Source organism: Sphingomonas sp. AOB5 (genome assembly GCF_029433115.1).
Lineage (GTDB): Bacteria > Pseudomonadota > Alphaproteobacteria > Sphingomonadales > Sphingomonadaceae > Sphingomonas.
Window position 1 is genome coordinate 1 of sequence record NZ_JARNTV010000024.1, and the last position, 22,640, is coordinate 22,640.

23 protein-coding genes and 1 pseudogene are annotated in these 22,640 nt (G+C 65.9%); 12 read left to right on the forward strand and 12 right to left on the reverse strand.

The window, feature by feature from the left end; genetic code table 11:
• The 3 genes and pseudogenes from P1X14_RS11915 to P1X14_RS11925 all read left to right on the forward strand — a co-directional run.
• Window positions 1–224, forward strand: a pseudogene (locus P1X14_RS11915) (hypothetical protein); the annotation flags it as partial.
• Between the two features lie 83 nt (window positions 225–307).
• A complete protein-coding gene (locus P1X14_RS11920; RefSeq protein WP_277315590.1) occupies window positions 308–1,027 on the forward strand; it encodes a response regulator in 720 nt (239 codons plus the stop codon).
• The gene (locus P1X14_RS11925) at window positions 1,024–2,412 is read left to right on the forward strand and encodes an ATP-binding protein (protein WP_277315591.1); all 1,389 of its coding nucleotides are present in this window, start codon (window positions 1,024–1,026) and stop codon (window positions 2,410–2,412) included. The genes P1X14_RS11920 and P1X14_RS11925 overlap by 4 nt, the downstream gene beginning before the upstream one ends.
• A 127-nt stretch (window positions 2,413–2,539) precedes the next feature.
• On the opposite strand, the gene P1X14_RS11930 is transcribed toward P1X14_RS11925, so the two are convergent.
• Window positions 2,540–3,412, reverse strand: coding sequence for an OmpA family protein (locus tag P1X14_RS11930; protein WP_277315592.1), 873 nt, complete (start codon window positions 3,410–3,412; stop codon window positions 2,540–2,542).
• 207 nt (window positions 3,413–3,619) lie between these two features.
• Complete coding sequence (locus P1X14_RS11935) at window positions 3,620–5,200, reverse strand: alpha-L-fucosidase (RefSeq protein WP_277315593.1); 1,581 nt, start codon at window positions 5,198–5,200, stop codon at window positions 3,620–3,622.
• Between the two features lie 115 nt (window positions 5,201–5,315).
• Between P1X14_RS11935 and P1X14_RS11940 the strand changes: the two genes are divergently transcribed.
• Window positions 5,316–6,431: a mandelate racemase/muconate lactonizing enzyme family protein gene (locus P1X14_RS11940; RefSeq protein ID WP_277315594.1), complete on the forward strand. Its 1,116-nt coding sequence runs from the start codon at window positions 5,316–5,318 to the stop codon at window positions 6,429–6,431.
• Window positions 6,432–6,511: 80 nt separating this feature from the next.
• Here the strand turns inward: P1X14_RS11940 and ndk are convergent, their stop codons facing one another.
• On the reverse strand, window positions 6,512–6,934 hold the full coding sequence (ndk, locus tag P1X14_RS11945) for a nucleoside-diphosphate kinase (RefSeq protein ID WP_277315595.1): 423 nt from the start codon (window positions 6,932–6,934) through the stop codon (window positions 6,512–6,514).
• Window positions 6,935–7,020: 86 nt separating this feature from the next.
• On the opposite strand from ndk, the gene P1X14_RS11950 reads away from it, so the two are divergent.
• Together P1X14_RS11950 and P1X14_RS11955 are read left to right on the forward strand one after the other, a co-directional pair.
• The gene (locus P1X14_RS11950; protein WP_277315596.1) at window positions 7,021–7,788 is read left to right on the forward strand and encodes a hypothetical protein; all 768 of its coding nucleotides are present in this window, start codon (window positions 7,021–7,023) and stop codon (window positions 7,786–7,788) included.
• A complete protein-coding gene (locus tag P1X14_RS11955; RefSeq protein ID WP_277315597.1) occupies window positions 7,785–8,594 on the forward strand; it encodes a hypothetical protein in 810 nt (269 codons plus the stop codon). The genes P1X14_RS11950 and P1X14_RS11955 overlap by 4 nt, the downstream gene beginning before the upstream one ends.
• A gap of 210 nt (window positions 8,595–8,804) precedes the next feature.
• Here P1X14_RS11955 and P1X14_RS11960 read toward each other — a convergent pair whose 3' ends face one another.
• Window positions 8,805–9,245 (reverse strand): DNA polymerase III subunit chi, encoded by a 441-nt coding sequence (locus P1X14_RS11960; RefSeq protein WP_277315598.1) that lies wholly within the window; start codon window positions 9,243–9,245, stop codon window positions 8,805–8,807.
• A 133-nt stretch (window positions 9,246–9,378) separates the two neighbouring features.
• Between P1X14_RS11960 and lptD the strand changes: the two genes are divergently transcribed.
• The 4 genes from lptD to rsmA all read left to right on the forward strand — a co-directional run bounded on the left by lptD (window position 9,379) and on the right by rsmA (window position 14,971).
• Window positions 9,379–11,676: an LPS assembly protein LptD gene (gene lptD / locus P1X14_RS11965; RefSeq protein ID WP_277315599.1), complete on the forward strand. Its 2,298-nt coding sequence runs from the start codon at window positions 9,379–9,381 to the stop codon at window positions 11,674–11,676.
• 111 nt (window positions 11,677–11,787) lie between these two features.
• Window positions 11,788–13,113, forward strand: coding sequence for a peptidylprolyl isomerase (locus tag P1X14_RS11970; protein WP_277315600.1), 1,326 nt, complete (start codon window positions 11,788–11,790; stop codon window positions 13,111–13,113).
• Between the two features lie 14 nt (window positions 13,114–13,127).
• Window positions 13,128–14,141, forward strand: coding sequence for a 4-hydroxythreonine-4-phosphate dehydrogenase PdxA (pdxA, locus tag P1X14_RS11975; RefSeq protein WP_277315601.1), 1,014 nt, complete (start codon window positions 13,128–13,130; stop codon window positions 14,139–14,141).
• Window positions 14,138–14,971 carry a 16S rRNA (adenine(1518)-N(6)/adenine(1519)-N(6))-dimethyltransferase RsmA gene (gene rsmA, locus P1X14_RS11980; RefSeq protein WP_277315602.1) on the forward strand — a complete coding sequence of 278 codons (834 nt, stop codon included), beginning with the start codon at window positions 14,138–14,140 and terminating at the stop codon, window positions 14,969–14,971. Before pdxA ends, rsmA begins: the two co-directional genes overlap by 4 nt.
• 3 nt (window positions 14,972–14,974) lie before the next feature.
• On the opposite strand, the gene P1X14_RS11985 is transcribed toward rsmA, so the two are convergent.
• The 8 genes from P1X14_RS11985 to P1X14_RS12020 form a co-directional block, all read right to left on the reverse strand.
• On the reverse strand, window positions 14,975–15,499 hold the full coding sequence (locus P1X14_RS11985) for a tetratricopeptide repeat protein (RefSeq protein ID WP_277315603.1): 525 nt from the start codon (window positions 15,497–15,499) through the stop codon (window positions 14,975–14,977).
• Between the two features lie 29 nt (window positions 15,500–15,528).
• Window positions 15,529–16,716, reverse strand: a complete 1,188-nt coding sequence (locus tag P1X14_RS11990) for an RsmB/NOP family class I SAM-dependent RNA methyltransferase (protein WP_277315604.1) — start codon at window positions 16,714–16,716, stop codon at window positions 15,529–15,531.
• A 58-nt stretch (window positions 16,717–16,774) separates the two neighbouring features.
• Window positions 16,775–17,755, reverse strand: a complete 981-nt coding sequence (locus P1X14_RS11995; RefSeq protein ID WP_277315605.1) for a hypothetical protein — start codon at window positions 17,753–17,755, stop codon at window positions 16,775–16,777.
• 122 nt (window positions 17,756–17,877) lie between these two features.
• Window positions 17,878–18,027 carry a hypothetical protein gene (locus P1X14_RS12000; RefSeq protein WP_277315606.1) on the reverse strand — a complete coding sequence of 50 codons (150 nt, stop codon included), beginning with the start codon at window positions 18,025–18,027 and terminating at the stop codon, window positions 17,878–17,880.
• A 61-nt stretch (window positions 18,028–18,088) separates the two neighbouring features.
• Window positions 18,089–19,546, reverse strand: coding sequence for an IMP dehydrogenase (guaB, locus tag P1X14_RS12005; RefSeq protein WP_277315607.1), 1,458 nt, complete (start codon window positions 19,544–19,546; stop codon window positions 18,089–18,091).
• Between the two features lie 63 nt (window positions 19,547–19,609).
• On the reverse strand, window positions 19,610–20,020 hold the full coding sequence (locus P1X14_RS12010) for an ACT domain-containing protein (protein WP_277315608.1): 411 nt from the start codon (window positions 20,018–20,020) through the stop codon (window positions 19,610–19,612).
• Window positions 20,021–20,025: 5 nt separating this feature from the next.
• Window positions 20,026–20,310, reverse strand: coding sequence for a hypothetical protein (locus tag P1X14_RS12015; RefSeq protein ID WP_277315609.1), 285 nt, complete (start codon window positions 20,308–20,310; stop codon window positions 20,026–20,028).
• A gap of 2 nt (window positions 20,311–20,312) precedes the next feature.
• Window positions 20,313–21,128 carry a CoA ester lyase gene (locus P1X14_RS12020; RefSeq protein ID WP_277315610.1) on the reverse strand — a complete coding sequence of 272 codons (816 nt, stop codon included), beginning with the start codon at window positions 21,126–21,128 and terminating at the stop codon, window positions 20,313–20,315.
• Window positions 21,129–21,197: 69 nt separating this feature from the next.
• On the opposite strand from P1X14_RS12020, the gene P1X14_RS12025 reads away from it, so the two are divergent.
• Together P1X14_RS12025 and P1X14_RS12030 are read left to right on the forward strand one after the other, a co-directional pair.
• Window positions 21,198–22,175 (forward strand): SPFH domain-containing protein, encoded by a 978-nt coding sequence (locus P1X14_RS12025; protein WP_277315657.1) that lies wholly within the window; start codon window positions 21,198–21,200, stop codon window positions 22,173–22,175.
• A complete protein-coding gene (locus tag P1X14_RS12030) occupies window positions 22,172–22,627 on the forward strand; it encodes an NfeD family protein (RefSeq protein ID WP_277315611.1) in 456 nt (151 codons plus the stop codon). The genes P1X14_RS12025 and P1X14_RS12030 overlap by 4 nt, the downstream gene beginning before the upstream one ends.
• Window positions 22,628–22,640: the final 13 nt, after the last annotated feature.

A 22,640-nucleotide genomic window follows, 5' to 3' on the forward strand; every position in this document is an offset into this window, starting at 1 on the left:
TTATCAGCAAGGAAGAGCATGTCGGCCAGGCCACCCGCCTGTTCGACTATATCGACCGCAATGGCGACGGTAAGGTCGACAAGGCCGAACGCGAAGCCCTGCGCGACACAATGGTCGCCATGCGCGCCGGTCCCGGCGGCAAGGGTGGCCATGGCCGCCACGGCCGCATGGGCCCGCCGCCTCCCCCTCCCGCCGGCACCCCGAACGCCCCTCAGGGCAAATAAGCCGGTCGGAAGCCGGGCGGGCTTTTGTGCCTCCTCGCCCGCCCGGCACTTCCGATCCTCTCACGAGTTGCTATCAACCAGCCATGTCAGAGATTCCCCATATCCTGCTCGTCGATGACGAGCGCTCGATCCGCGAGCCGCTTGCACAGTATCTGACCAAGCAGGGCTTCCGCATCACCCAGGCGGGCGATGCCGAGGGTGCGCGCGCACGCATGTCCGCCTATGCGATCGATCTGGTGATCCTCGACATCATGATGCCCGGCGAGGACGGCCTGAGCCTGTGCCGCCATATCCGCGAGACCAGTGAGACACCCGTCATCCTGCTCACCGCGCGCAGCGAGGAAACCGACCGGATCGTCGGCCTCGAAATGGGCGCAGACGATTATGTCGTGAAGCCCTTCTCTCCGCGTGAGCTTGCCGCCCGCATCAAGGTCGTCCTGCGCCGTCTTCAGGCCGGCGGCACCCGCCAGACCGCGCCCGAGGCCGGCAGCTATACCTTTGCCGGCTGGGTGCTGAAGACCGGCGAGCGCGTGCTGGTCGATCGCGAAGGCGTGTCGGTGCCGCTCTCCACCGGCGAATATAACCTGCTCCACGCGCTGGTGACCCGCCCGCGCGCGGTGCTGACCCGCGACCAGCTGCTCGATCTGACCCAGGGTCGCGAGGCCGCTGCCTTCGATCGCGCGATCGACAATCAGGTCAGCCGGTTGCGGAAGAAGATCGAGCCGGATCCGAAGAACCCGACGCTGATCAAGACCGTATGGGGTGGCGGCTACACGCTGGCCGCCGAAGTCACCAAACTTTGAGGCGCTTCCTCCCCAAGAGCCTGACCAGCCAGATCGCACTGCTGGTCGCCGCCGCGCTGTTTCTGGCGCAGGCGATCAATTTCGCATTGCTGCTCAACGAACGCCGCGAATCCCGCTTCGGCCAGATCGTCGTGCCCTCGGTCACGCGCCTTGCCGATGTTGCCGAGCGGCTGAACAATCCCGCCGCCGATCCGCAGGCCGACCGCCCGGATCGTCCGCGCCGCGGGCCGCCCGGCTTCGACCAGCGCAGCCGCATCCAGATCCACGCCACTCAGCCCGATCTGCCCGCCGATCCCCGTCGCCCGGATATCGAGGCGATGGTCCGCCAGGGCATGACCGATGCCGGCACGACGCCGCAACAGGTGATCGCGGTGGTGCGTCCGATCGACGAGAACCGCCCGCTGATCCGCCGCATGAACGAGGAGCGGAAGAAGCGCCTGCGCCGGCTGGGCTCAGAATTGCATATCCTCGTCCAGCTCAAGAGCGGCCAGTGGCTGGCCCTGTCGACGGGCTGGCCGCGCACCGAGCGCGCGCTGATCTGGCAGCTGATCGCCCAGACGCTGATCCTCTATATCGTCGTGCTGATCCCCGTGCTGCTCGCCACGCGCCGCATCGCCAAGCCGTTGCGCAGCCTCGCCGCGGCGGCACGCAGCTTCCACCCCGGCAGCGCCGCCGAACCGGTGGAGGAACGCGGCCCCAGCGACGTCCGCTCGGTGATCTCGGCCTATAACGCGCTGAGTACGCGCGTGACCGGCATGCTGGACGAGAAGGACAAGATGCTCGGCGCGATCGGCCATGACCTGCGCACCCCGCTGGCGGCGCTGCGCGTCCGCATCGAATCGGTCGAGGACGACGAAGACCGCAACCGCATGGCCGACACGATCGACGAGATGAACCGCACGCTGGACGACATATTGTCGCTGGCGCGACTGGGCCGTCCCAGCGAACCGCCGACCGATGTCGACCTGTCGGCGCTGATCGATGCGGTGGTCGAGGATTTCCGCGATCTCGACATGCCGGTCGCGTTCGAAGAAGCGCCACGGCTGAAGATGCGGATCCGCCCGAACCTGATGCGCCGCGCGGTCCGCAACCTGATCGAGAACGCCGTCAAATATGGCGGTGGTGCCGAGGTCCGGCTGGTGCCCGGCACGACGACGGCGGCGATCGAAGTCTGCGATCGCGGTCCGGGCATTCCGGCGGACAAGATCGCCGCAGTGTTCGATCCGTTCACCCGGCTCGAAACGTCGCGGAACAAGGAAACCGGCGGGATCGGTCTCGGCCTCGCGCTGGCAAAGGCCATTGTCGGCGAGGCCGGCGGCACGATCACGCTGGCAAACCGCGAAGGCGGCGGCCTGATCGCCACGATCACCCTGCCGAGAGGATAGAGTTCACCTGATATGGTTCTCCGGCGAAGGCCGGAGCCTTGGCAGCCTCAGTCGAAGCCGGCCAAGACTCCGGCCTTCGCCGGAGAACAAAGAAACCGGGGGCGAGCCACGCCCGCCCCCGTAAGCCTTACAGGCCGTCCACGGCCTTGCTGACCATGATGTTCACCGCAACGCGGCGGTTCTGCGCCTTGCCGTCATCGGTATCGTTGGGCGCCGCCGGATCGGCCTCGGCCATGCCGGCAGGCGTCAGCATGCGATACGGCTTCCAGCCACAGGCCTGCTGCAGATAATTGACCACGCGCGCCGCGCGCTTCTCGCTCAGTTCCTGGTTCAGGTCCTGACTGCCGGTCGAGTCCGTGTAGCCGACGACCAGCAGCAGGGCATTGTCCATGCCCTCAGCCTGGGTCGCTACGCTGCACAGATCGGCCTTCGCGCGTTCGGACAGGCCGGTCTTGCCGGTATCGAAGTTCACGTTGGTCGTGCTCTTCACATTATACTGGTCGATGTCGCCCACGCGGTTGCGCAGCGCGTCGGTCGCCGCGGTCTGCTCGCCGAAGCGCTGGTCGGTGCCGTTATGGATCATCGACGCCGTACGCAGGTCGCGGCTCTTCAGATCGACCCGGCTCGCCACCAGGCCATCGGCCCAGCGCACCGTCCGGATGCTGACCGGCAGGCCGTTCAGCAGCGAGCTCTCGGCCAACCGGTTGCGGTTGAGGCCAAGGAAGCCGCCGCTCGACTTGATCTGGGTTCCCTCGCTGATCAGCACCACTTCGCGGGTGCCGGAAGCAGTGGTGACGTGCACCGTGCCGTCGCGGCGCGCGGAGATGATACCGTCGATTTCGGGGCCTGCAGGCAGTCCGGCCAGATCGGCAGGCGCCTGCCCGCTTACGGTGATGGATGGGTTCTCACCCTGCTGGTCCTGCGCATAGGCAACTCCGGCAGTGCTGGTGAGCATGGCGATGGCAACAAGATACTTCGGGCTTTTGGACATAAAACGCATCCGTGGCTCCTCCACATAAGAACAATCAGGACCGTACGGGCGCAGACTGATGTCCTTGCAGCGCCATGGAAGGCAGCCGCCGCGCCCCGTACGAGGGTGTCCTGAGTTCGCGCCAACCGCCCGCGCGCCCAAATGCTCCGATGGGTTCCCGCCCAAACGGACGGGACGAGCCTGCCGCACGGCGGCCCGATCCCGAAGGCGCTCCGGTTAGGTGGATTGCCCCCGGTCGCGGACGAGCCGTTTGACCTCGCGCAGCACCGGCATCGCCTGCGGGCCGAAGCTACCGTCCTGGAAGATGCCGACGCCCAGCGTTACCGGCACCTGCTCGGCCTGGCTGGCGATGATGAAGTCCGCCAGTTCCTTCGCCTTGAAACGCGGCGGCGGCATCGGCGTGTCCTGCTTGATGTGCAGCCAGTCCGCGTCGAAGCGCAGCGCGACATGCCCCTGCAGCCCCTTGGCCACGCCGGTCTTGATGTAGCGGCCGCCATAGGATTTGACCGGCAGGTCGGTCAATTCGCCCGCGAAATAGTCCTGCCAGTCGGTTTCGTGCGGGAACACCCAGTTGTTCCACGCCACCAGCCGGTCCGGATGGCCGGTCTTCACCGCCGCGTTGATCGCGTCGAACGGCAGGTTCGGGAAGCATTCGGTCGCTTCGAAGGTGGAATCGAACCAGTATCCCGCGACACGCTTGCCGTATCGCGTGCCGAATTCACGGAACACCTCGATCAGATGGTTGGCATAATCGTCTTCGTTATAGGCCGGGATGCCGTTCACCGTGCCGGGGTTGAGCGCCATGTTCCCCACGCCGGGCGGGTTCATGTACAGCATCAGCCGCATGCCGCGCTTCTCCAGCGCATCGGCGAACTCGCTGATCAGGTCGCGCTTGGTGGTGAAGCCGGGATGCAACTTCTCCCAGCTCTTGATCGGCGCGGGGCAGGTCGGATTGCCGTGATTGACCGTCCAGATCATGTATCCGGCGCCGGTCTCGGCCACCCGGCCGACCAGTTCCTCGACATCGATCCGGTTGACTGCCTCCTCATAGGGAATGCGCGGCCCCTTGGGCGGCTGGGTCAGGTCGAGGAAGTGGAACCACACGCCATAGCCCGCCTTCGCGAACCAGTCGGTATTGGCGCGCTTCGCTTCCGCACGCTTCTTCTCCGCAGCGATTCCCGCACGCGCGCTCACCGGCGTCACCTCGACCGAGCGCAGGCGGAGCATTTCCCGACCCGGCCCCGCCCTGCCACTCATCACGCGCAGCCGCACGACATTGACGCCGCGGACCAGTTCGAACTCGGCCGGCACCGGCACCCGCGCGAAATTGTAGAATTCCTTCAGCCGGAAGAAGCTCTCGCCGCTGGGATCGCCCGGGTTCTCCGCCGGCCCTTCCGGATGCGGGTGGAAATAGCCTTCGGTCACCGGCACCGCGAAATCGACTTCGGTCCGGCCCGCCTTGATCTTCACCGGCAGCCCGGCCTCGGTGGTCGAGCAGCACAGCGCCACTTCATAGCGGCCCGCCTCCGGCACGCTAACCGTCCAGGTGATCTCTCCCGGCCCCAGGAAGGGCATCATCGTTCCGATCTCCGCACCAGCGAAGCGAATATCGCCGAGCCTGCCCAGCGCCTTCACCGGATACAGCCGCATCGTCGGATTGAGCCGCGTGATCGTCACCGGGCCAGCGGGAGCGGGACCTGAATCGATCGCCACGGTCGCAGCACGGGCAGCCCCGGGCAGGCTCGCCGCCGCAATCGCGGTCACGCTGCCGCGCAGGAATTCGCTACGATTCATCATCGGTTCTTCCCCTCTCCACTCATGCCCGGCCACATCTTGCGCGCCGCCTCGACCTTGCCGACAAGTGTCACCCATGGTACGTCGTGTCAATAATGAAACATCGTTGGGAGGGGTCATGCGAATTCGGGCCGTCGAGCCGTTCATTCTTCACGCGCCGATCGCGCGCGGCACCATTTCGGATTCGACCAACACGATCTCGCACTGGGGCATCGTCGGCGCCCGCATCACCACCGATGACGGGCTGATCGGCTACGGCTTCACCGGCACCCACGCGCACCTGCCGTCGGACCGGCTGATCGCCGCCTGCATCCGCAATTGCTACGCCCCGCTGCTCGAAGGCGAGGATGCGCAGGACGGCGACCGGCTATGGCAGAAGCTGGCGCGCTATCCCGCGATCCAGTGGGTCGGCCGCGCGGGCATCGTTCATCTGGCTCTGGCCGCCATCGATATCGCCCTGTGGGACCTGCGCGCGAAAAAGGCAGGTCTGCCGCTATGGAAGCTGCTGGGCGGCGCCACGGTGGACCGGCTGGAAGCCTATAACACCGATATCGGCTGGCTCTCGGTCCCCAAGGACAAGCTCGTCAGCGGCTGCGCACAGGCGGTGGAGGAAGACGGTTTCCGCAGGCTCAAGCTCAAGGTCGGCCATGACGATCCGATGATCGATGTCGAGCGCATCACGGCGGTGCGCAAGCGGCTGGGCGACAATGTCACCATCGCAGTCGACGCCAACGGCAAGTGGAACCTCCCCACCTGCAAGCGCTTCTGCGCCCGCGCCGAGGGTCTCGACATCTTCTGGCTGGAGGAACCGCTCTGGTATGACGACGTCCACGGCCATGCCGAGCTCGCCGCATCCACCTCGATCCCGATCGCGTTGGGCGAGCAGCTCTATACCGCCGACGCGTTCCAGACCTTCCTCGACGCCGACGCGGTCCACTATGTCCAGCCTGACGTGACCCGCCTCGCCGGGATCACCGAATATATCCGCGTCGCGGACGCCGCCCATGGCCGCCGCCGCCCGGTGGTCGCGCATGTCGGGGACATGGGGCAGGTCCATGTCCACCTGTCCTTCTGGCACCCGGCAACGACGATGCTCGAATATATCCCCTGGATCCGCGACTGTTTCGTCGAACCCATCACGGTCCGCGACGGCGCCTATGCGCTGCCCGCAGCGCCAGGAGCGGGGTGCACCCCGACCGAACAGGCGATGCGCGACTACGCCCAGCCGCTTTGAGCGCAAAAAGAAACCCTCCCTCGCACGCTGCGAGAGAGGGTTTCTTTTCACATCGGGCATCCCGGCGAACCGGGAAGCAATCAGCCGACGATTTCTTCCGGCTTGAAGAAGAAGGCGATCTCGATCGCGGCATTCTCTTCCGAGTCCGAACCATGGACCGAGTTCGCCTCGATCGATTCGGCCAGTTCCTTGCGGATCGTGCCGGCGTCGGCATTCGCCGGGTTGGTCGCGCCCATGATGTCGCGGTTGGCCTGGACGGCGTTCTCGCCTTCCAGAACCTGCACCACCACCGGGCCCGAGGTCATGAAGCTGACAAGGTCGCCGAAGAAGGGGCGCTCCTTGTGGACGCCGTAAAAGCCCTCGGCCTGCTCCTTGGTCATCAGGATGCGCTTCGAAGCGACGACGCGCAGGCCGGCTTCCTCCAGCATCTTGGTGACCGCGCCGGTGATGTTGCGGCGGGTTGCATCGGGCTTGATGATCGAAAAGGTCCGGGTCGCGGCCATGGCCGTGCGGCTCCTGTATTTTGAGTTGTGGAAAAGTCGCGGCTCCCTAGTCTGAAGGGCTTCAGGATGCAAGCGGGGGCGACGACTTGGGGGATCAGGCGGAAGTCATTTCGGAACAGCCGAAGCAAAGGTTCAGGCTGACCGAACGCCAGTCCAAATTCGCTCGCGACGTCGGCGGCGTCGTGCTCGGCGTGCTGATCGCGCTGGGCATTGGCGAGATCGCGGAGGCCGTGCGCTGGCAATGGCGGATTTCCAGCAGCACCCAGGCGATGCGCGCCGAACTGGCCGGCAATCGCTACAATTTCGCCGAGCGACGCGCCTATCAAAGCTGCGTCCAGCGCCGGCTCGGCGAACTCGGCGCGATCCTGACCGAGGCGCGACGTACGCATCGCCTGCCGGATATCGGCGCTATCGGCGATCCGGGCAGGCGCCCGACCGAAACCACAGCGCTGGATACGGCCACCGGCGAAGGTGTGCTGCTCCACATGCCTCGCGCCGAAGCGCGGGCATATAGCTCGAACTACAGTATGGCCGCCTATTATGATCAGGAGGCCCTGTCGGAAATCGCCCCATGGGCGACACTGGCCCTGCTGCAAGGCGCGCCGGGTGAGATCGATGGCGACTTGCTGGCCACGCTGCTCGACGCCTGGACCCAGGCGCGGACACGCGCCCGATGGGTGGGGCTCATTGCCGAGCAAAGCGACGAGGCGCTCAAGGCGTTCGGCATCCCGATCGAAGAGCTCCCAGCGGGCGCGACCTATGAGGCGCTCACCGGCAGGATCGCGAAGCGCAACCTACTGTGCAGCCCGCTGATCGTCGATGGCAAACCCTATCAGGCGAAACCGGCGTCATGACCGAAACCCGCCCCCATCGCCTGCTGTTCTGGCGCACCGAACGCGGCGCGAAGTTCGCCCGCGAAGTCGGCAGCGTCGTGCTCGGCGTCCTCATCGCGCTCGGCTTCGGCGCCATCGCAACCGAAGTCGGCTGGTGGTTCGAGGTCCGCACCGCGCGCCATGCGATGAAGGTCGAACTGGGCGAACTGATCGGTCAGGGCGACGAGCGGGAGAAGGTCTCGCACTGTGTCGAGCACCGCCTCGATCAGATCGCGGGGATCGTCGATGCCGCGGAAAAGGCCGGCAAGCTCCCGCCGCTCGGCTCGATCCAGCTTCCGCCCTGGCGCACCTGGCCGCGCGGCATCTGGGCCAGCACGCAAAGCGCGCAGACCGCCGCGCATCTCGATCGCGACCTGCTCGACAATTACTCCAGCGCCTATGAGTTCGCCGACCAGATGGCGGTGATCAGCGTACGCGAACTCGATGTGTGGACGCGATTGAGCGCCATCGTCGGCCCCGGCGGTCGCAGCTTCTCGAACGTGGAAGCGATCCAGATGCGCAACGCGATCGGTGAGGCGCGGATGCTCAACCGGATGATGGGGCTTAACGGCATCCGGTTGAAGCAGATCGTTGTCGCCTATGATCTCGGCTACGAACAGGACAGCGCCCGCGAATATTCGGAGCGCCCCCTGTCGGCCTATTCGATCTGCAAGCCGATCGGCAGTACGCCGCCTGCGATGTACGGTCAGGCGCCGTTCGACGATGTTCTCCGGACGGCGCATAAATTCCCGATCACGCGCAAGGATGGCGGCGGGCAGAAGCGCTGAAGTGGCAGTTTGCAATGTAGGATTTCGGCTGCTTGACTGGCCTTGCCGCGGGCCCCGGCCCGTGCACGCTCTTTGACATTCCGCAGGCTGTTTGAAATTCCCGGCAGGGGTAAATTCCAACACCTAGAGTCAGCGTCCGTCGCAGGCATTGGGCAGTGTGACTCTTGTGACTCTTGCGGGGTTCCCGTTACCCTGATCGAGTAAAACCTATCAGGCGACCTTTTCCCAGCGCCCCTCGTCATTCTGCTTCCAGTAGCGCCGCTCGACCCCTTCGCGGTCGGCCAGTCCCTTCCAGGCGAGCCGGGCCTCCACGATCCGTTCTTCGTCGAAGAAGTGGAAGGCGCGGTCGAACCCCAGCGCTTCGTCGCGCCACACGCCATCGGCCAGCGCGATGTTGCGCGCGCCATTACCCGCTGCGGCCTCGCCGGAAATCAGCACCGGCTGGCGCGAATCATCCTCGCCTCCCGCCTGCCCATGAGGCAGGAAACTCTCGGGAGAGAAGCTCCACAACACCGTATCCAGCCGCGCCCGCGCACCTTCGTCCTGGGCCACGACAAGAAGGCGCCCGCCGCCTTCCAGTACCTTCTGGGCGATCTGGGGCAGCACGCGATCGAGGGGCCGGTGCGTCAGATGATAGAAATCGACCTGCATGGTTCCTGTTAGCCTGCTCGTGCGTTGGAGGCCAACGCGACGTTGCGGGGCACGAACCGGTGCGATAGGGCTGGATCGTGCGATACGGCAAACAGGGCGCCGCGCGGGAGTGATATAGAAGGTGGGAATCGTCGTGACGCGCAACGCCCTGTTGCTTTCGGGCGCACTGCCGCTGGCATTGTGCCTGGCAGGACGCGCACATGCGCAGGAGGCGGAACCCGCGCCCGCGCCTCAGGATTCGACGATTACCTCGGATGCGCTGCAGGACCGACCGGTCGAACCCGCCCCGCCCTCGCCCACGGCCTTGCCCGACGATCCCGATCAGGTTCAGTTCTCGGCCGATCTGCTCGAATATGACGATGGCAGCGACACGGTGACCGCCACCGGCGATGTCCGTATGTATCGCCGCAGCGACCGGCTTCGCGCCGACAAGGTGACGTGGAACCGCACCACCGGTCAGGTCGTGGCCGAGGGTAATATCGTCGTCACCAACCCGCAAGGCGACGAAGCCTATGGCGACCGGATCGAGCTGACCGATTCGCTGAAGGACGGCGTGGTCCAGAACATGCTGGTCGTGCTCGAAGCCGGCGGCCGCATCGCCGCCGAACGGGGCGAGCGTGCCGAGAATGGCGTTATCACCGTCCGCAACGCCGCCTACACGCCCTGCACGGTCACCGGCGCCGATGGCTGCCCCAAGGAGCCGAGCTGGAAGATCACTGCCGACAAGGTGGTCTACAATCCCGAGATCGGACGCCTGCGCTACACCGGCGCCCGCGTCTCGGTGTTCGGTTTCGCCACGATCCCGCTGCCCGTCTTCTCGCACCCCGTCGGGGGCAAGAGCGACGATGGCTTCCTGATGCCCGATATCCGCTACAGCCGGACCAACGGGCTTCAGATGACCCTGCCCTATTTCTTCAGCCTCGCGCCCAATCGCGACCTGACGATCACGCCGCGAATCTACAGCGCGGTGCTGCCGATGGTGCAGGCCGAATATCGCGAGCTGAACACCCTGGGCGCCTTCCGTGTGTCGGCTTACGGCACCTATAGCCGCCGTTCGGACGATCTGACCGTGCCGATCACCCCGGCGACCTCGAAGAACGACTTCCGCGGCTATATCGACGCCAATGGCCGCTATCAGCTGACCCCGAACTGGGCGATCAGCGGGTCGCTTCGCGTCACCAGCGACCGCACCTTCCTGCGCCGCTACGACATCACCCGCGACGACCGGCTGCGCAACAATATCCGGGTCGAGCGGATCGACGAGGACAGCTATTTCTCGCTCAACGGCTGGGCGGTGCAGACGCTGCGCGTCGGCGAGCGGCAGGGGCTCCAGCCCTTCGTCCTGCCCGAACTCGACTATCGCCGCCGCTTCAACGACGGCCTGATCGGCGGCCGGGTCGAGCTTCAGCTCAACACGCTGGCCATCGCCCGCAGCGGCGGACAGGATTCGCAACGCGCCTTCGCCTCGGCCCGCTGGGACCTGCGTCGCCTGACCGCCTGGGGTCAGGAAATCACCCTCACCGCCTATGGCCGCGCCGACGTCTACAATGCGCACGATACGCTGCTGACCACGGTCACCAGCTATCGCGGTGATGAAGGCTTCAGCTTCCGCGGCGTGGGCGCCGTCGCGCTCGACATGAAATGGCCGCTGGTCGGCGAGTTCCTCGGCGGCACGCAGCGGATCACCCCGCGCATCCAGGTCGTCGGTGCGCCGCGCACCCGCAACATGGACGTTCCCAACGAGGATGCCCGCGCGGTCGATCTCGAGGATTCGAACCTCTTCGCGCTCAATCGCTTCCCCGGCTACGACCGGTTCGAGGATTCGAGCCGCATCACCTGGGGCGTGGACTATGCGCTCTATCTGCCGGGCTTCAGCCTCGATGCGAATATCGGCCAGAGCTACCGCTTCTCCTCGCGCCAGCTCACTATCTTCCCCGATGGCACCGGCCTGAACGAAAGCGTCTCGGACATCGTCGGCCGCACCGTGGTGCGCTTCCGCGATTTCGTGACCTTCACCCACCGTTATCGCATCGACAAGGACGGCCTGGCCTTCCGCCGCAACGAAGTCGACATGACGGTCGGCTCGCGCAGCACCTATGTCTCGCTCGGCTATCTGCGGCTCAACCGCAATATCGGCCCCGCGCTCGAGGATCTTCAGGACCGCGAAGAGGCGCGCATCGGCGCCCGCGTCCAGATCGCGCGCTACTGGTCGATCTCGGGTTCGGCGCTGATCGACTTGACCGATCGCAACGAGGACATATTGTCGGTCTCGGATGGCTTCCAGCCGGTCCGCCACAGGCTCGGCCTCACCTATGAGGATGATTGCCTGCGGTTGGGCCTCACCTGGAAGCGCGACTATGAGACAACCGGCGATGCGCGTCGCGGCAACAGCTATCTGCTGAGCCTTTCGTTCAAGAACCTGGGCCGTTAGAAAGCCGGCACTCAGCCTTGGTTCAGGCACAATTGACGATTAAGCGGCGCAATCCCCGGATAGGATGAGGGCAAGGTTTACGTGAACATTGGTGTTGCGACGGCGGTCCGGGTGGCCCGCAAGACGGTATTGGCGATGGGTCTCGCCGCGGTGGCGCTTCCCGCTGCAGCACAGGTCGTGCCCGACGATCAGGCGCCGCCGATTGCCGGCCTCGACCTCCCCGCAAACCTCCAGATCTTCGGCAAGGCGGATCCGAACGTTCGCAAGCCGACCGCGATCGTCAACGATTTCGTGATCACCGGTACCGATGTCGACCAGCGTGCGGCACTGATCATCGGCCTCAACAATCTGCGCCTGTCGCCGGAAGAGCATAACCAGCTCCGCCTGCAGATCCTGCGCCAGCTGATCGACGAGACGCTGCAGATTCAGGCCGCAGCCGCCGACAAGATCGCGGTCGACCGTGCCGAACTCGACCAGAGCTTCAACCGCGTCGCGCGCAATTTCGAGCGCACGCCCGATCAGATGCGCGCATGGCTCCGCCAGATCGGCTCGTCCGAGCGTTCGATCCGCCGCCAGATCGAAGGCGAAATCGCATGGAGCCGCGTGCTCCGCCGCCGCGTCGACATCAGCGTCAGCGACGCCGAGATCGAAGCGATGCTCAAGCGCATGCGCGACGATCGCGGTAAGGACGAGTATCACTTCTTCGAAATCTACATGAACGCGACCCCGGATCGCGCCAATGAGGTCTTCGCAGCCCAGCAGCGCATCATCGAGCAGATGAAGCAGGGCCAGCCTTTCGCCTATCTCGCCCGCGTGAACTCCGAAGCTTCGACCAAGATCAAGGGCGGCGATCTCGGCTGGGTCCGCCTGACCATGCTGCCCGCGCAGCTTGCCGAACATGCTGCTCAGATGGCTCCCGGTCAGGTCGCCGGTCCGATCGAGGTGCCGGGTGGCTTCTCGATCCTGTATCTCGCGGAAAAGCGTCAGGTTGCTGTCGCAGATCCGCGCGACGCGAAGCTGAGCCTCAAGCAGCTGACCATCACCTTCGCGCCTGGCACCACCGAGGCGCAGGCGACCAGCCGTGCGGCCCAGTTCGCTGAAGCGACCCAGTCGATGCAGGGCTGCGGCGATGCGGAGCGCGTTGCCCGCCTCGTCGGCGCAGAGGTCGTCAGCAACGACACGATGCAGATCAAGCAGCTGCCGCCGGCGCTGCAGGACATCATGCTGCCGCTGCAGATCGGCCAGTCCACCCAGCCGTTCGGCTCGATCGAGCAGGGCGTTCGCGTCCTGGTGCTGTGCGGCCGCGACGATCCGCGCGAGTTCGCCGAGCCTTCGGTCGACGAGATGCGCAACCAGATCGAGGAAGAGCGCACCAACCTGCGCGCTGCCCGCATGCTGCGCGACCTGCGTCGCGACGCCATCATCGAATATCGCTGACGGCCGGCGGGGCGGTGGAGACACTCCGGCCCCTGGCTGTAGCGATGGGCGATCCCGCCGGGATCGGCCCCGAGATCACCGCAAAGGCGTGGAAGGCGCGCGAGCTGCATTCGCTCGCGCCCTTCTTCGCCGTGGGTGACGAGCGCGCGGTCGCGGCGGTCTGGGATGGTCCGGTCGTCCGGATCCAGGATCCCGAGGAAACCGCCGACGTCTTTCCCAACGCGCTGCCGGTCATATCGGTGGCCGATATGGGCGAGATCGTCCCCGGATCGCCAGATATCGACGGCGCCCGCTGTGCGCTGCAATCGCTCGAGCTGGCAGTCGGACTGGCGCGGTCGGATGCGGCCGGAGCGCTGGTGACCGGGCCGGTATCGAAGGCACAACTCTACGGCGTCGGCTTCACCCATCCCGGGCAGACCGAGTTCGTCGCCGAGCGGTGCGGCATCTCCAAGGAAAATGCGGTGATGATGCTCGCGGGCCCGACCCTGCGGGTGGTCCCGATCACCGTGCATATCCCGCTCGCCGAGGTGCCCTCCTCGATCTCGATCGACCTGATCGTCGCCAAGGCGCGGGTCACCGCACGCGGCCTGTATCGCAATTTCGGGATCGAGAAGCCGCGGCTGGCATTCGCCGGGCTCAACCCGCACGCCGGCGAAGGCGGCGCGATCGGGCGGGAGGAGATCGACTTCCTCAAGCCCGCCATCGAACAACTCCGCGACGAGGGGATCGATGCGGTCGGTCCGTTCGCAGCCGACACGATGTTCCATGCCCGCGCCCGCGCCGGATATGACGTGGCGCTCTGCCTCTATCACGATCAGGCGCTGGTGCCGCTCAAGACGCTGCATTTCGACGACGGGGTGAACACCACACTGGGCCTGCCGATCGTGCGAACCTCGCCCGATCATGGCACGGCGTTCGGGATCGCCGGCAAGGACGAGGCCAATCCGGGCGCGATGATCGCTTCGCTGCGCATGGCAGCGACTGCGGCCTTGCGCCGGGCGGAGCTGAGTGCCAGCGGGACGCTGTGACCGACTTTCCCTCGCCCGATCTCCCTCCCCTTCGCGACGTCATCCAGCGCCATGGCCTGTCCGCCAGCAAGGCGCTGGGGCAGAATTTCCTGTTCGACGGCCAGTTGCTCGGCCGGATCGCGCGGGTGCCGGGCGACCTTGCCGGACAGGACGTATTCGAGGTCGGACCCGGCCCCGGCGGCCTGACCCGGGCATTGCTCGCTGCCGGCGCCAATGTGGTGGCCGTGGAACGCGACAAACGATGCATCCCGGCGCTGGCCGAGCTGGGTGAGGCCTATCCCGGCAAGCTGCGCGTGATCGAAGGCGATGCGCTGGAAGTCGACGTGCCCTCGCTCTTCTCGGGCAAGCCGCACATCGTCGCCAACCTGCCATACAATGTCGGCACCGCGCTGCTGGTCGGCTGGCTTTCGGCGGCGTGGGAGCCGTGGTGGGCCAGCCTGACGCTGATGTTCCAGAAGGAAGTGGCCGAACGCATCGTATCGAAGGCGGGCGACGATGCCTATGGACGCCTGGCCGTGCTGGCCCAGTGGCGATCGACCGCGCGGATCGCGATGACCGTCCACCGCTCCGCCTTCACCCCACCGCCCAAGGTCATGTCGGCGGTGGTGCATATCGAACCTGCCGACGAGCCGCCGGGCGTGCGGTTCAAGACGCTGGAGGCGATCACCGCGGCGGCATTCGGCCAGCGGCGCAAGATGCTGCGCCAGAGCCTTAAATCCGTCCCCGGCGCGCTCGACGCGATGGAGACGCTGGGGATCGATTCCAGCCGCCGCGCTGAGACCGTTTCGGTCGACGAGTTCGTCGCGCTGGCCAGAGCGCTGACGGCCTGACGCTTACGGCTTGGCAGGCACCGGGGTCGCAGGCGTAGCGGCCGGCGGCACATTCTGCGCGGTCACCGTCGCGGGCGGTCCCTTGGCGATGGCAGCGGCGAGGATCGTCGCATCGTTGCAGGGATTGGTGCCGCAGATCGTCTTGATCCGGGCGAGATTCTGATTGGCCTTCTCAACCGCCCCCTTCTGCACCATCGCTTCACCTTGACCGCGCAGCGCGGCAAGGTCGTTCGGCTCAAGCAGCAGCGCTTCGCGATACATGCGGATCGCCTTGCCCGGCAGACCGCGCGAACGCGCGATCTCGGCCAGCGCGATATAGGCGGTACGGTTGCGCGGATCGACCACCAGAGCGGCCTCGAACGCGTCGGTCGCGCCATCGATATTGCCGGCGGACTGCGCGGTGCGGCCTTCCTGCACCAGCGCGGTGGATTTGGGGTCGATCTGATCGTCGGCCTTCTGGGCCACGAGCGCCGAGGAAACCGTCAACAGCATCAGCGCGCACGCCGCCGAGATCGCAGTGATCCGCATCAAAATCTCCGAAACTGGAACTCTGGTCGCTACCATGGCCGAATCATCTTCGCGACAAAAAAGCCATCGGTCGAGTGGGACAATGGGGTGAGCCGCAAGCCTGCCCCGCGTGGGCTGCCGGTAGCGAGATCGGGAACCTCGGCGGTCCAACCCGGAAAGGCATCGAGGAATGCGTCGACCTGCCCCGCCCCTTCGTCGTCAAGGAGCGAGCAGACGACGTAGACAAGCACGCCACCCGGCCGGACCAGATCGGCAGCGACGCCCATGATGTGCCGCTGGGTCATCACCAGCTTGTCCAGCCGCTGCGGGGTCAGCCGCCAGCGTGCCTCCGGATTGCGGCGCCAGGTGCCGGTGCCCGAACAGGGCGCATCGACCAGCACGATATCGGCGCGGCCGGTCTGGTCGGCGAGAATGGCGGCTTCCTGGCCCGGATTGAGTAAGCGGATTTCGGCTATGCTCACCCCTGCCCGCTCGGCCCGCGGGGGCAGGCGCTGGAGGCGCCCACGATCGGTATCGCAGGCAAGGATGCTGCCATGATTGGCCATCGCTGCGGCCAGCACGAGCGTCTTGCCGCCACCGCCCGCGCACAGATCGATGACATGATGCCCACGCTCGGGCCGCGCGGCGAGCGCGACGAGCTGGCTGCCCGCGTCCTGCACCTCGATCTGCCCGTCCTTGAAGGCAGGCAATTGCTCGACATTGGTATCGTTGGGCAAGCGCAGCGCATCGGGGGCAAAGCCGATCGGCTCGGCGCCGGGCAGTTCGGCAGCGATCTCCATCGGATCGGCTTTCAATCGGTTGACCCGGATATCGAGCGGTGCGCGCCACAACAGCGCTTCCTGTTCGTCCGCATCCAGCCCGGAGCTATCCAGCAGCTTGATCAGCCAGCGCGGCGCAGTACCCGGCTCCGCCACCGGCTCGGCCGGATCGATCGGCGCGGGGCCGTAAGGCGTGCCGTCGAACGCCGGCACCAGTTCGGGCCGGGTCCGCACCAGTGCGAGCATCGCCGCACGGCCGTTTTCGGGAAGCTCGCCGACAAGGCGGACGGTTTCGTAGATCAGCTCGCGGATCGCCCGCCGGTCCTTCGATCCGGCATAGCGGCGCGCAGCGAAGCCGCGGGCGATGATCGTGTCGGCGGCAGCCCCGCCCTCACGCGCGGCCACGATGATCTGGTCGAGGAGGTCGATGGCGGCCTGTACGCGTGCTGCTGGTGTCATGCGCCACCGAGAGCAGAAGCCACCCCACATTGAAAGCGCGGAATTGCCCGCGGCAGCTTCAAATGTCCGAAAACAGGGTGCGGATACGGTGCGGGGTGAGGCCGGGCATGGTCGCGATGAGGAATGCGATCAGGTCGCGCTCGAAGATACGCCGCGCCGCGATCACCTCGTCGCGGTTGGTTTCGTAGTAGGGGCGCTCGTCGGGTTCCAGATCGGCGAGCATCTTGCGCCATTCCCGGTCCTGGGTAGCGGGATTGGGCCTTTCCCAACCGGTTTCCTTGTCCTTCGGCATCGGCTTGCCGTTGGCCAGAGCCTCGATCCGGCCAAGGAAACGATCGACGTCATGCTCGCGGCCGATGATGTTGCAGGCACCCATCGCGGTGCCGCGGAAGCAATCCATCTCATGCGCCTTGTCGGCATAATCGGCGACGCTGGCATAGACGCGATCGAAGGCAGCAGACTGCCCGGCGTTCCAGCGGCGCTTGAGCCGGGCAATCCGCTGCAGCCGTGCCTGGGCCGCCAGCGACGCTTCATGATCCGTACAGATGCCCTGCGCTGCGCCGCTGGTGATGTCGTCGCAGGTCTGGAAATTCTCGCGGCGGCCCGATCTGCGCAACCCGTCGAGCCGCGCCACGCGGAACTCCCGCGCCGCGATGGAATCGTCGAGTTGGCAAGCGAGATGGATCGCCACGTCCAGATTGCGCGGAACGCCCCGGCCATTGGCGTAGATCATCATGAGGATGCCTTCGCCGGAGAGCAGCGGCCATGGCTCCTCGTCGCTGCCAATCTCGGTCATCGCGCACTGGCGCGCCTTCACGGGATCGGCGGGCGTGCCGATGCCGTAATAGAGGACCTCGCTATCGCATCCCTTCAGCTCAGCGCGCGCGGCGACGGACGGGAAATCCTGCTTCGGTATCTCGACCTTAGCGACCGAAGCGCAAATGCGCTGGGTGGCCGCATCATCCTCGACCCACAGCGGGATGGCAGGCACGGTGAGCACCAGCCAGAGCACTGCAGCCTGAGTGAAGCCTGGGAACATCGCGCCCTCCGCGCCCGCGGAAATGGCCGCGAGCGGAACGGATCATGACGCGAGCAAAGGTTGGCGGCAATGGGTGCCACATCCAAGAGTCGTCGATCGAACCTTAAGTCCGTCAGCGCCGATCAGCTCCCGTAAGCGACCGGATTGGTCGCTTCATAATTGTCGATGCCGTTGCCGAAAAAGCTCCCCGTGGCATCCGCAACAAAGTCTTCGACAAGCTGCGGTTCAGCCCATTCCGGCCGCTCGCCGGATTCGATAGCATCACGTTTCATACGGCGCCTCTCCTGCTTATACGCAGTTTGTATCGGCACTTACGGCGATGTGCCAAGAAAATCAGCGCGTCGGATAGTTCGGCGCTTCGCGCGTGATGGTCACGTCATGGACATGGCTCTCACGCAGGCCCGCGCCGGTGATGCGGACGAATTTCGCGCGTGCCTGAAGGTCCGAAATGGTCTTCGAACCGGTATAGCCCATCGCCGCCTTCACGCCGCCCACCAGCTGGTGGATCACATCCTTGGCCGGACCCTTGAACGCCACCTGACCCTCGATGCCCTCGGGGACGAGCTTGAGCTGGTCCTTGATATCGCCCTGGAAGTAACGGTCGGCAGAGCCGCGGCCCATCGCGCCGACGCTGCCCATGCCGCGATACGCCTTGTAGGCGCGGCCCTGGTACAGGAAGGTCTCGCCCGGTGCTTCCTCGGTACCCGCCAGCAGCGAGCCGATCATCGCGGTGGAGGCACCGGCAGCCAGTGCCTTGGCGATATCGCCCGAGGTGCGGATGCCGCCATCGGCCACCACCGGCACGCCGGCCTTGTTGGCGATGCTTGCGGCTTCCATGACTGCGGTCAGCTGCGGCACGCCGACGCCGGCGACCACGCGGGTGGTGCAGATCGAGCCCGGGCCGATGCCGACCTTCACGCCGTCCGCACCGGCGTCGATCAGCGCGCGCGCCGCATCGGCGGTGGCGATGTTACCGGCGAGCACCTGCACCCGGTTCGACAGCTTCTTCACCCGCTCGACCGCGCGGCCGACATCCTTGTTATGGCCATGCGCGGTATCGATCACGATCAGATCGACTTCGGCATCGACCAGCGCCTCGGTCCGCTCGAAACCCTTGTCGCCCACGGTCGTCGCGGCGGCGACGCACAGGCGGCCCGCGCCGTCCTTGGTCGCGTCGGGATAGGTGACGGCCTTCTCGATGTCTTTGACCGTGATCAGACCGACGCAGTGATACTGGTCGTCGACCACCAGCAGCTTCTCGATCCGGCGCTGGTGGAGCAGGCGTCGCGCATCTTCCTTGCCCACATCGGTGGAGACGGTGGCGAGATTCTCGTGGGTCATCAGCTCGGACACCGGCTGGTTCGGATTGCCCGCGAAGCGCACGTCGCGATTGGTGAGAATCCCGACGAGCTTGCCGCTATCCTCAACGATGGGAATGCCGCTGATCCGGTGCAGCGCCATCAATGCCTGCGCCTCGCCCAGCGTGCCGCGCGGCGACATGGTGATCGGATTGACCACCATCCCGCTCTCGAATCGCTTCACCTGACGCACCGCGGCGACCTGTTCCCCGATATCCAGATTGCGGTGGAGCACACCGATCCCGCCAAGCTGGGCCATGACGATCGCCATGTCCGCTTCGGTGACGGTATCCATAGCCGAGGAGACGATCGGGATGTTGAGTGCAAGGCCGCGCGTCAGCTGCGTGCGGGTGTCGGCCATGCTGGGCAGCACTTCGGACTCGCCCGGAAGCAGGAGGACGTCGTCGAAGGTAAGGCCGAGGGGGATTTCCATGGGGTGCGCCAAAGTCCTGAGTCGGAGGTTGGCGAGCCATGTAAACGCGGCCACCGGGAAACGCTAGGGGGAGCCGCGCTGAAGCTCGAGAAGCGCCGCCATGGCTTCGCCGGCACGAGCCTCCGGCACGAAAATATGGTCGTGATGGAAGGCGGCGATCATGTTGCACGGGATGCCATGCACCGCGAGCGCGCCCGCCGCGGCCGCAGTGAGGCCCACCCCGTCGAGCGCGGAATGTACGGTCAGCGTGATCTGGCACATCGGCAGCGCATCGATACCGAGCGCCACGGCCGTTTCGAACGGAATGACGAAGGAAGGCCCCTCGTCCTCGGCGAACATCGCGATCGCGGCCTCGCGGCAGGCCGCGATCAGATCGGCCCGCTCGCCGCATCCAACGAAGGCGTAGCGGCCGGGGCGAAGCTCGGGCGCCATCGCGGCGATCATGGCGTGGGTGTCGCTGACGATCCCGGTCATGCGCTTCAAGCGAACTTGTGCGGCGTGGGATCGCCGCGTTCGGCGATAAGCTGACGGCGGGCTTCGTCGCGCGCCTCTGAATAAGTGGCGGCGATATCGGGGAAGCGCTCGCGCAGGCCCGCGACGATGGCGTCGTCATCCGCCTTTGCGATTTCGCCTACCAGATCGAGGCTGAGCCGTTCGCCGAGCAGCTTCATTGTGCGGGCGCGGAGGCGGAATTCGAAGTCCATCAGGCGCGCGGACTCGATTTCCTCCTTCTTGAGCAAGGCGCCGCGCAGGTCGAAGACCATCGTCAGCCCCCGGTCCGCGCCAGCACCGTGCGAGCCTCGGCGACGTGCATCGCCTCGATCATCCGGTCGCGGAAGCGCTCGGCGCCCCCGGTCGCGGCCTCGACCAGCGCGCGGGCATCGGCGATTTCTTCCGGCGTGGGGCCAAAGGCGGCAGCGGCGACGGCGACCTGATTGGGGTGGATCAGCGTCTTGGTGTCGAAACCGAGATCGCGGCCGTGGCGGCATTCGGCGGCGAGGCCATCGGGATCGTCGAGCTTGTTGAAGACCCCATCAAATGCCCAGCAGCCGCCTGCGCGGGCGGCGAGGACGATGGCCTGAAGCGCGAGCGACAGACTGTCGCGACTGGCCGAGGGCGGAATGCGCAGTTCGGCGCGCAGGTCGTTGGTCCCGGCGATCAGGCCTTCGACACCCGGCAGCGCGGCGATGGCGGCAGCATTGAGTACGCCACGCGGTGTTTCGATCATGACCAGAAGCGGCTTGCCTTCTAGCTGTTCGACGACAGCGGCAACGCGCGCCGGATCCTCGGCCTTGGGCAGCACCGCGAAGCCCGCCGCCGAATGCGCGGTCGCGATGACGTCCTGCATATGTTCGGTGGAATCGGTGCCGTTGAGGCGGATCGCGGTCAGTCGTTCGCCAAAGCCTTCGGCCATCGCCGCAACCGCCATGGCGCGGGCCTCCGCCTTCATCTCGGGCTTCACTGCATCCTCAAGGTCGAGGATCACCATGTCTGCGTCCAGCTCGCGCGCCTTCTCGATGGCGCGGGCGTTGGAAGCCGGAAGAAACAGCGCGGTGCGCGGCGGGAGGCTGGCGGTGGTCATGACGGCGCTCTATGCTACCAAGACACAAGTTTTACGAGGGGAGTCGTGATGGACATGGATCCGTTGTTTATGCTGGCGCTGCTGGCACTGGCCGTGGTGATCCTCTACCTCTTCTCCAGTCTGAAGATCGTCACCCAAGGCTATCAGTACACGATCGAACATTTCGGCCGCTTCACTGCGGTCGCGGCGCCGGGGTTGAATTTCTACCCGGCCTTTTTCTATCGTGTCGGTCGCAAGGTGAACATGATGGAGCAGGTGATCGATATTCCCGGTCAGGAAATCATCACCAAGGACAACGCCATGATCTCCACCGATGGCGTGGTGTTCTTCCAGGTGCTCGACGCTGCCAAGGCGGCCTATGAGGTCAGCGACCTGTATGTGGCGCTGCTCCAGCTCACCACGACCAATCTGCGTACCGTGATGGGCTCGATGGACCTGGACGAAACGCTGTCCAAGCGTGACGAGATCAACGCTCGTCTGCTCAGCGTGGTCGATCATGCAACGACGCCATGGGGCGTGAAGATCACCCGCGTCGAGATCAAGGACATCCGCCCGCCCGCCGATATCGTCAACGCGATGGGCCGCCAGATGAAGGCGGAGCGCGAGAAGCGCGCCAACATCCTCGAGGCCGAAGGCACGCGTGCGTCGGAGATTCTCCGCGCCGAGGGCCAGAAACAGTCGAAGATCCTCGAAGCCGAAGGCCGCCGCGAGGCTGCTTTCCGCGACGCCGAGGCTCGCGAACGCGCCGCCGAGGCCGAAGCCAAGGCCACCGAAATGGTGTCGGACGCCATCGCCAAGGGATCGGCAACCGCGATCAATTACTTCATCGCGCAGAAATATGTCGACGCGGTGAGCAAGTTCGCGACCAGCCCCAACGCCAAGACCATCCTGTTCCCGGTCGAGGCGACCCAGCTGATCGGCACGCTGGGCGGCATCGGCGAACTGGCCAAGGAAGCGCTGAGCGGTCCCTCCAGCCCGCCCGCGCCGCCTGCCCCCGCCCGTCGCGAGCGGCCGCAGCCCTTCGCCCAGCCGGAGGGTGGTCAGTGACCGAGATCCAGAACCTGCTGAGCGAACCGGGCATCGCCTGGCTCGCGCTGGCCGCGGTGCTGGCGATCATAGAGCTGGTCATGCCCGGCATCTTCCTGGTCTTCATCGCAGCCGGCGCCGCGGTGACCGGGCTGATCGCGCTGGTGCTGCCGATGCCGATCTTTGTCGAGATCGGGATCTTCGCCGTCGCCTCTTCCGTGGCGGTGGCGATCGGGCGGCGCTGGTATCTGAAGAGCCCGGTGCCGAGCAGCGATCCGCTGCTCAACGACCGGGTGGCGCGGCTGATCGGCCAGACGGTGACCGTATCGCACGCGATCGTCTCCGGCGAGGGCCGGGTGCGCGTGGGCGACGGCGAATGGCCTGCTCGGGGCAGCGATGCTCCCACCGGCGCGCGAGTGCGTGTGACCGGCGCCAGGGACGGTTCGCTCGATGTCGAGCCGGTGACGAACTGATTTCCGGAGAAGA

What these genes read in the sequence shown, in the direction of transcription:
- P1X14_RS12025 (WP_277315657.1), top strand. Translation starts at nt 21,198, where the DNA reads ATGCTGGCGCTGCTGGCACTGGCCGTGGTGATCCTCTACCTCTTCTCC.
- P1X14_RS11920 (WP_277315590.1), top strand. Translation starts at nt 308, where the DNA reads ATGTCAGAGATTCCCCATATCCTGCTCGTCGATGACGAGCGCTCGATC.
- P1X14_RS11935 (WP_277315593.1), bottom strand. Translation starts at nt 5,200, where the DNA reads ATGATGAATCGTAGCGAATTCCTGCGCGGCAGCGTGACCGCGATTGCG.
- P1X14_RS12015 (WP_277315609.1), bottom strand. Translation starts at nt 20,310, where the DNA reads ATGGTCTTCGACCTGCGCGGCGCCTTGCTCAAGAAGGAGGAAATCGAG.
- P1X14_RS11960 (WP_277315598.1), bottom strand. Translation starts at nt 9,245, where the DNA reads ATGCAGGTCGATTTCTATCATCTGACGCACCGGCCCCTCGATCGCGTG.
- P1X14_RS12010 (WP_277315608.1), bottom strand. Translation starts at nt 20,020, where the DNA reads ATGACCGGGATCGTCAGCGACACCCACGCCATGATCGCCGCGATGGCG.
- P1X14_RS11955 (WP_277315597.1), top strand. Translation starts at nt 7,785, where the DNA reads ATGACCGAAACCCGCCCCCATCGCCTGCTGTTCTGGCGCACCGAACGC.
- P1X14_RS11940 (WP_277315594.1), top strand. Translation starts at nt 5,316, where the DNA reads ATGCGAATTCGGGCCGTCGAGCCGTTCATTCTTCACGCGCCGATCGCG.
- P1X14_RS12000 (WP_277315606.1), bottom strand. Translation starts at nt 18,027, where the DNA reads ATGAAACGTGATGCTATCGAATCCGGCGAGCGGCCGGAATGGGCTGAA.
- guaB (WP_277315607.1), bottom strand. Translation starts at nt 19,546, where the DNA reads ATGGAAATCCCCCTCGGCCTTACCTTCGACGACGTCCTCCTGCTTCCG.
- P1X14_RS11995 (WP_277315605.1), bottom strand. Translation starts at nt 17,755, where the DNA reads ATGTTCCCAGGCTTCACTCAGGCTGCAGTGCTCTGGCTGGTGCTCACC.
- P1X14_RS11985 (WP_277315603.1), bottom strand. Translation starts at nt 15,499, where the DNA reads ATGCGGATCACTGCGATCTCGGCGGCGTGCGCGCTGATGCTGTTGACG.
- P1X14_RS11930 (WP_277315592.1), bottom strand. Translation starts at nt 3,412, where the DNA reads ATGCGTTTTATGTCCAAAAGCCCGAAGTATCTTGTTGCCATCGCCATG.
- ndk (WP_277315595.1), bottom strand. Translation starts at nt 6,934, where the DNA reads ATGGCCGCGACCCGGACCTTTTCGATCATCAAGCCCGATGCAACCCGC.
- P1X14_RS11990 (WP_277315604.1), bottom strand. Translation starts at nt 16,716, where the DNA reads ATGACACCAGCAGCACGCGTACAGGCCGCCATCGACCTCCTCGACCAG.
- P1X14_RS12020 (WP_277315610.1), bottom strand. Translation starts at nt 21,128, where the DNA reads ATGACCACCGCCAGCCTCCCGCCGCGCACCGCGCTGTTTCTTCCGGCT.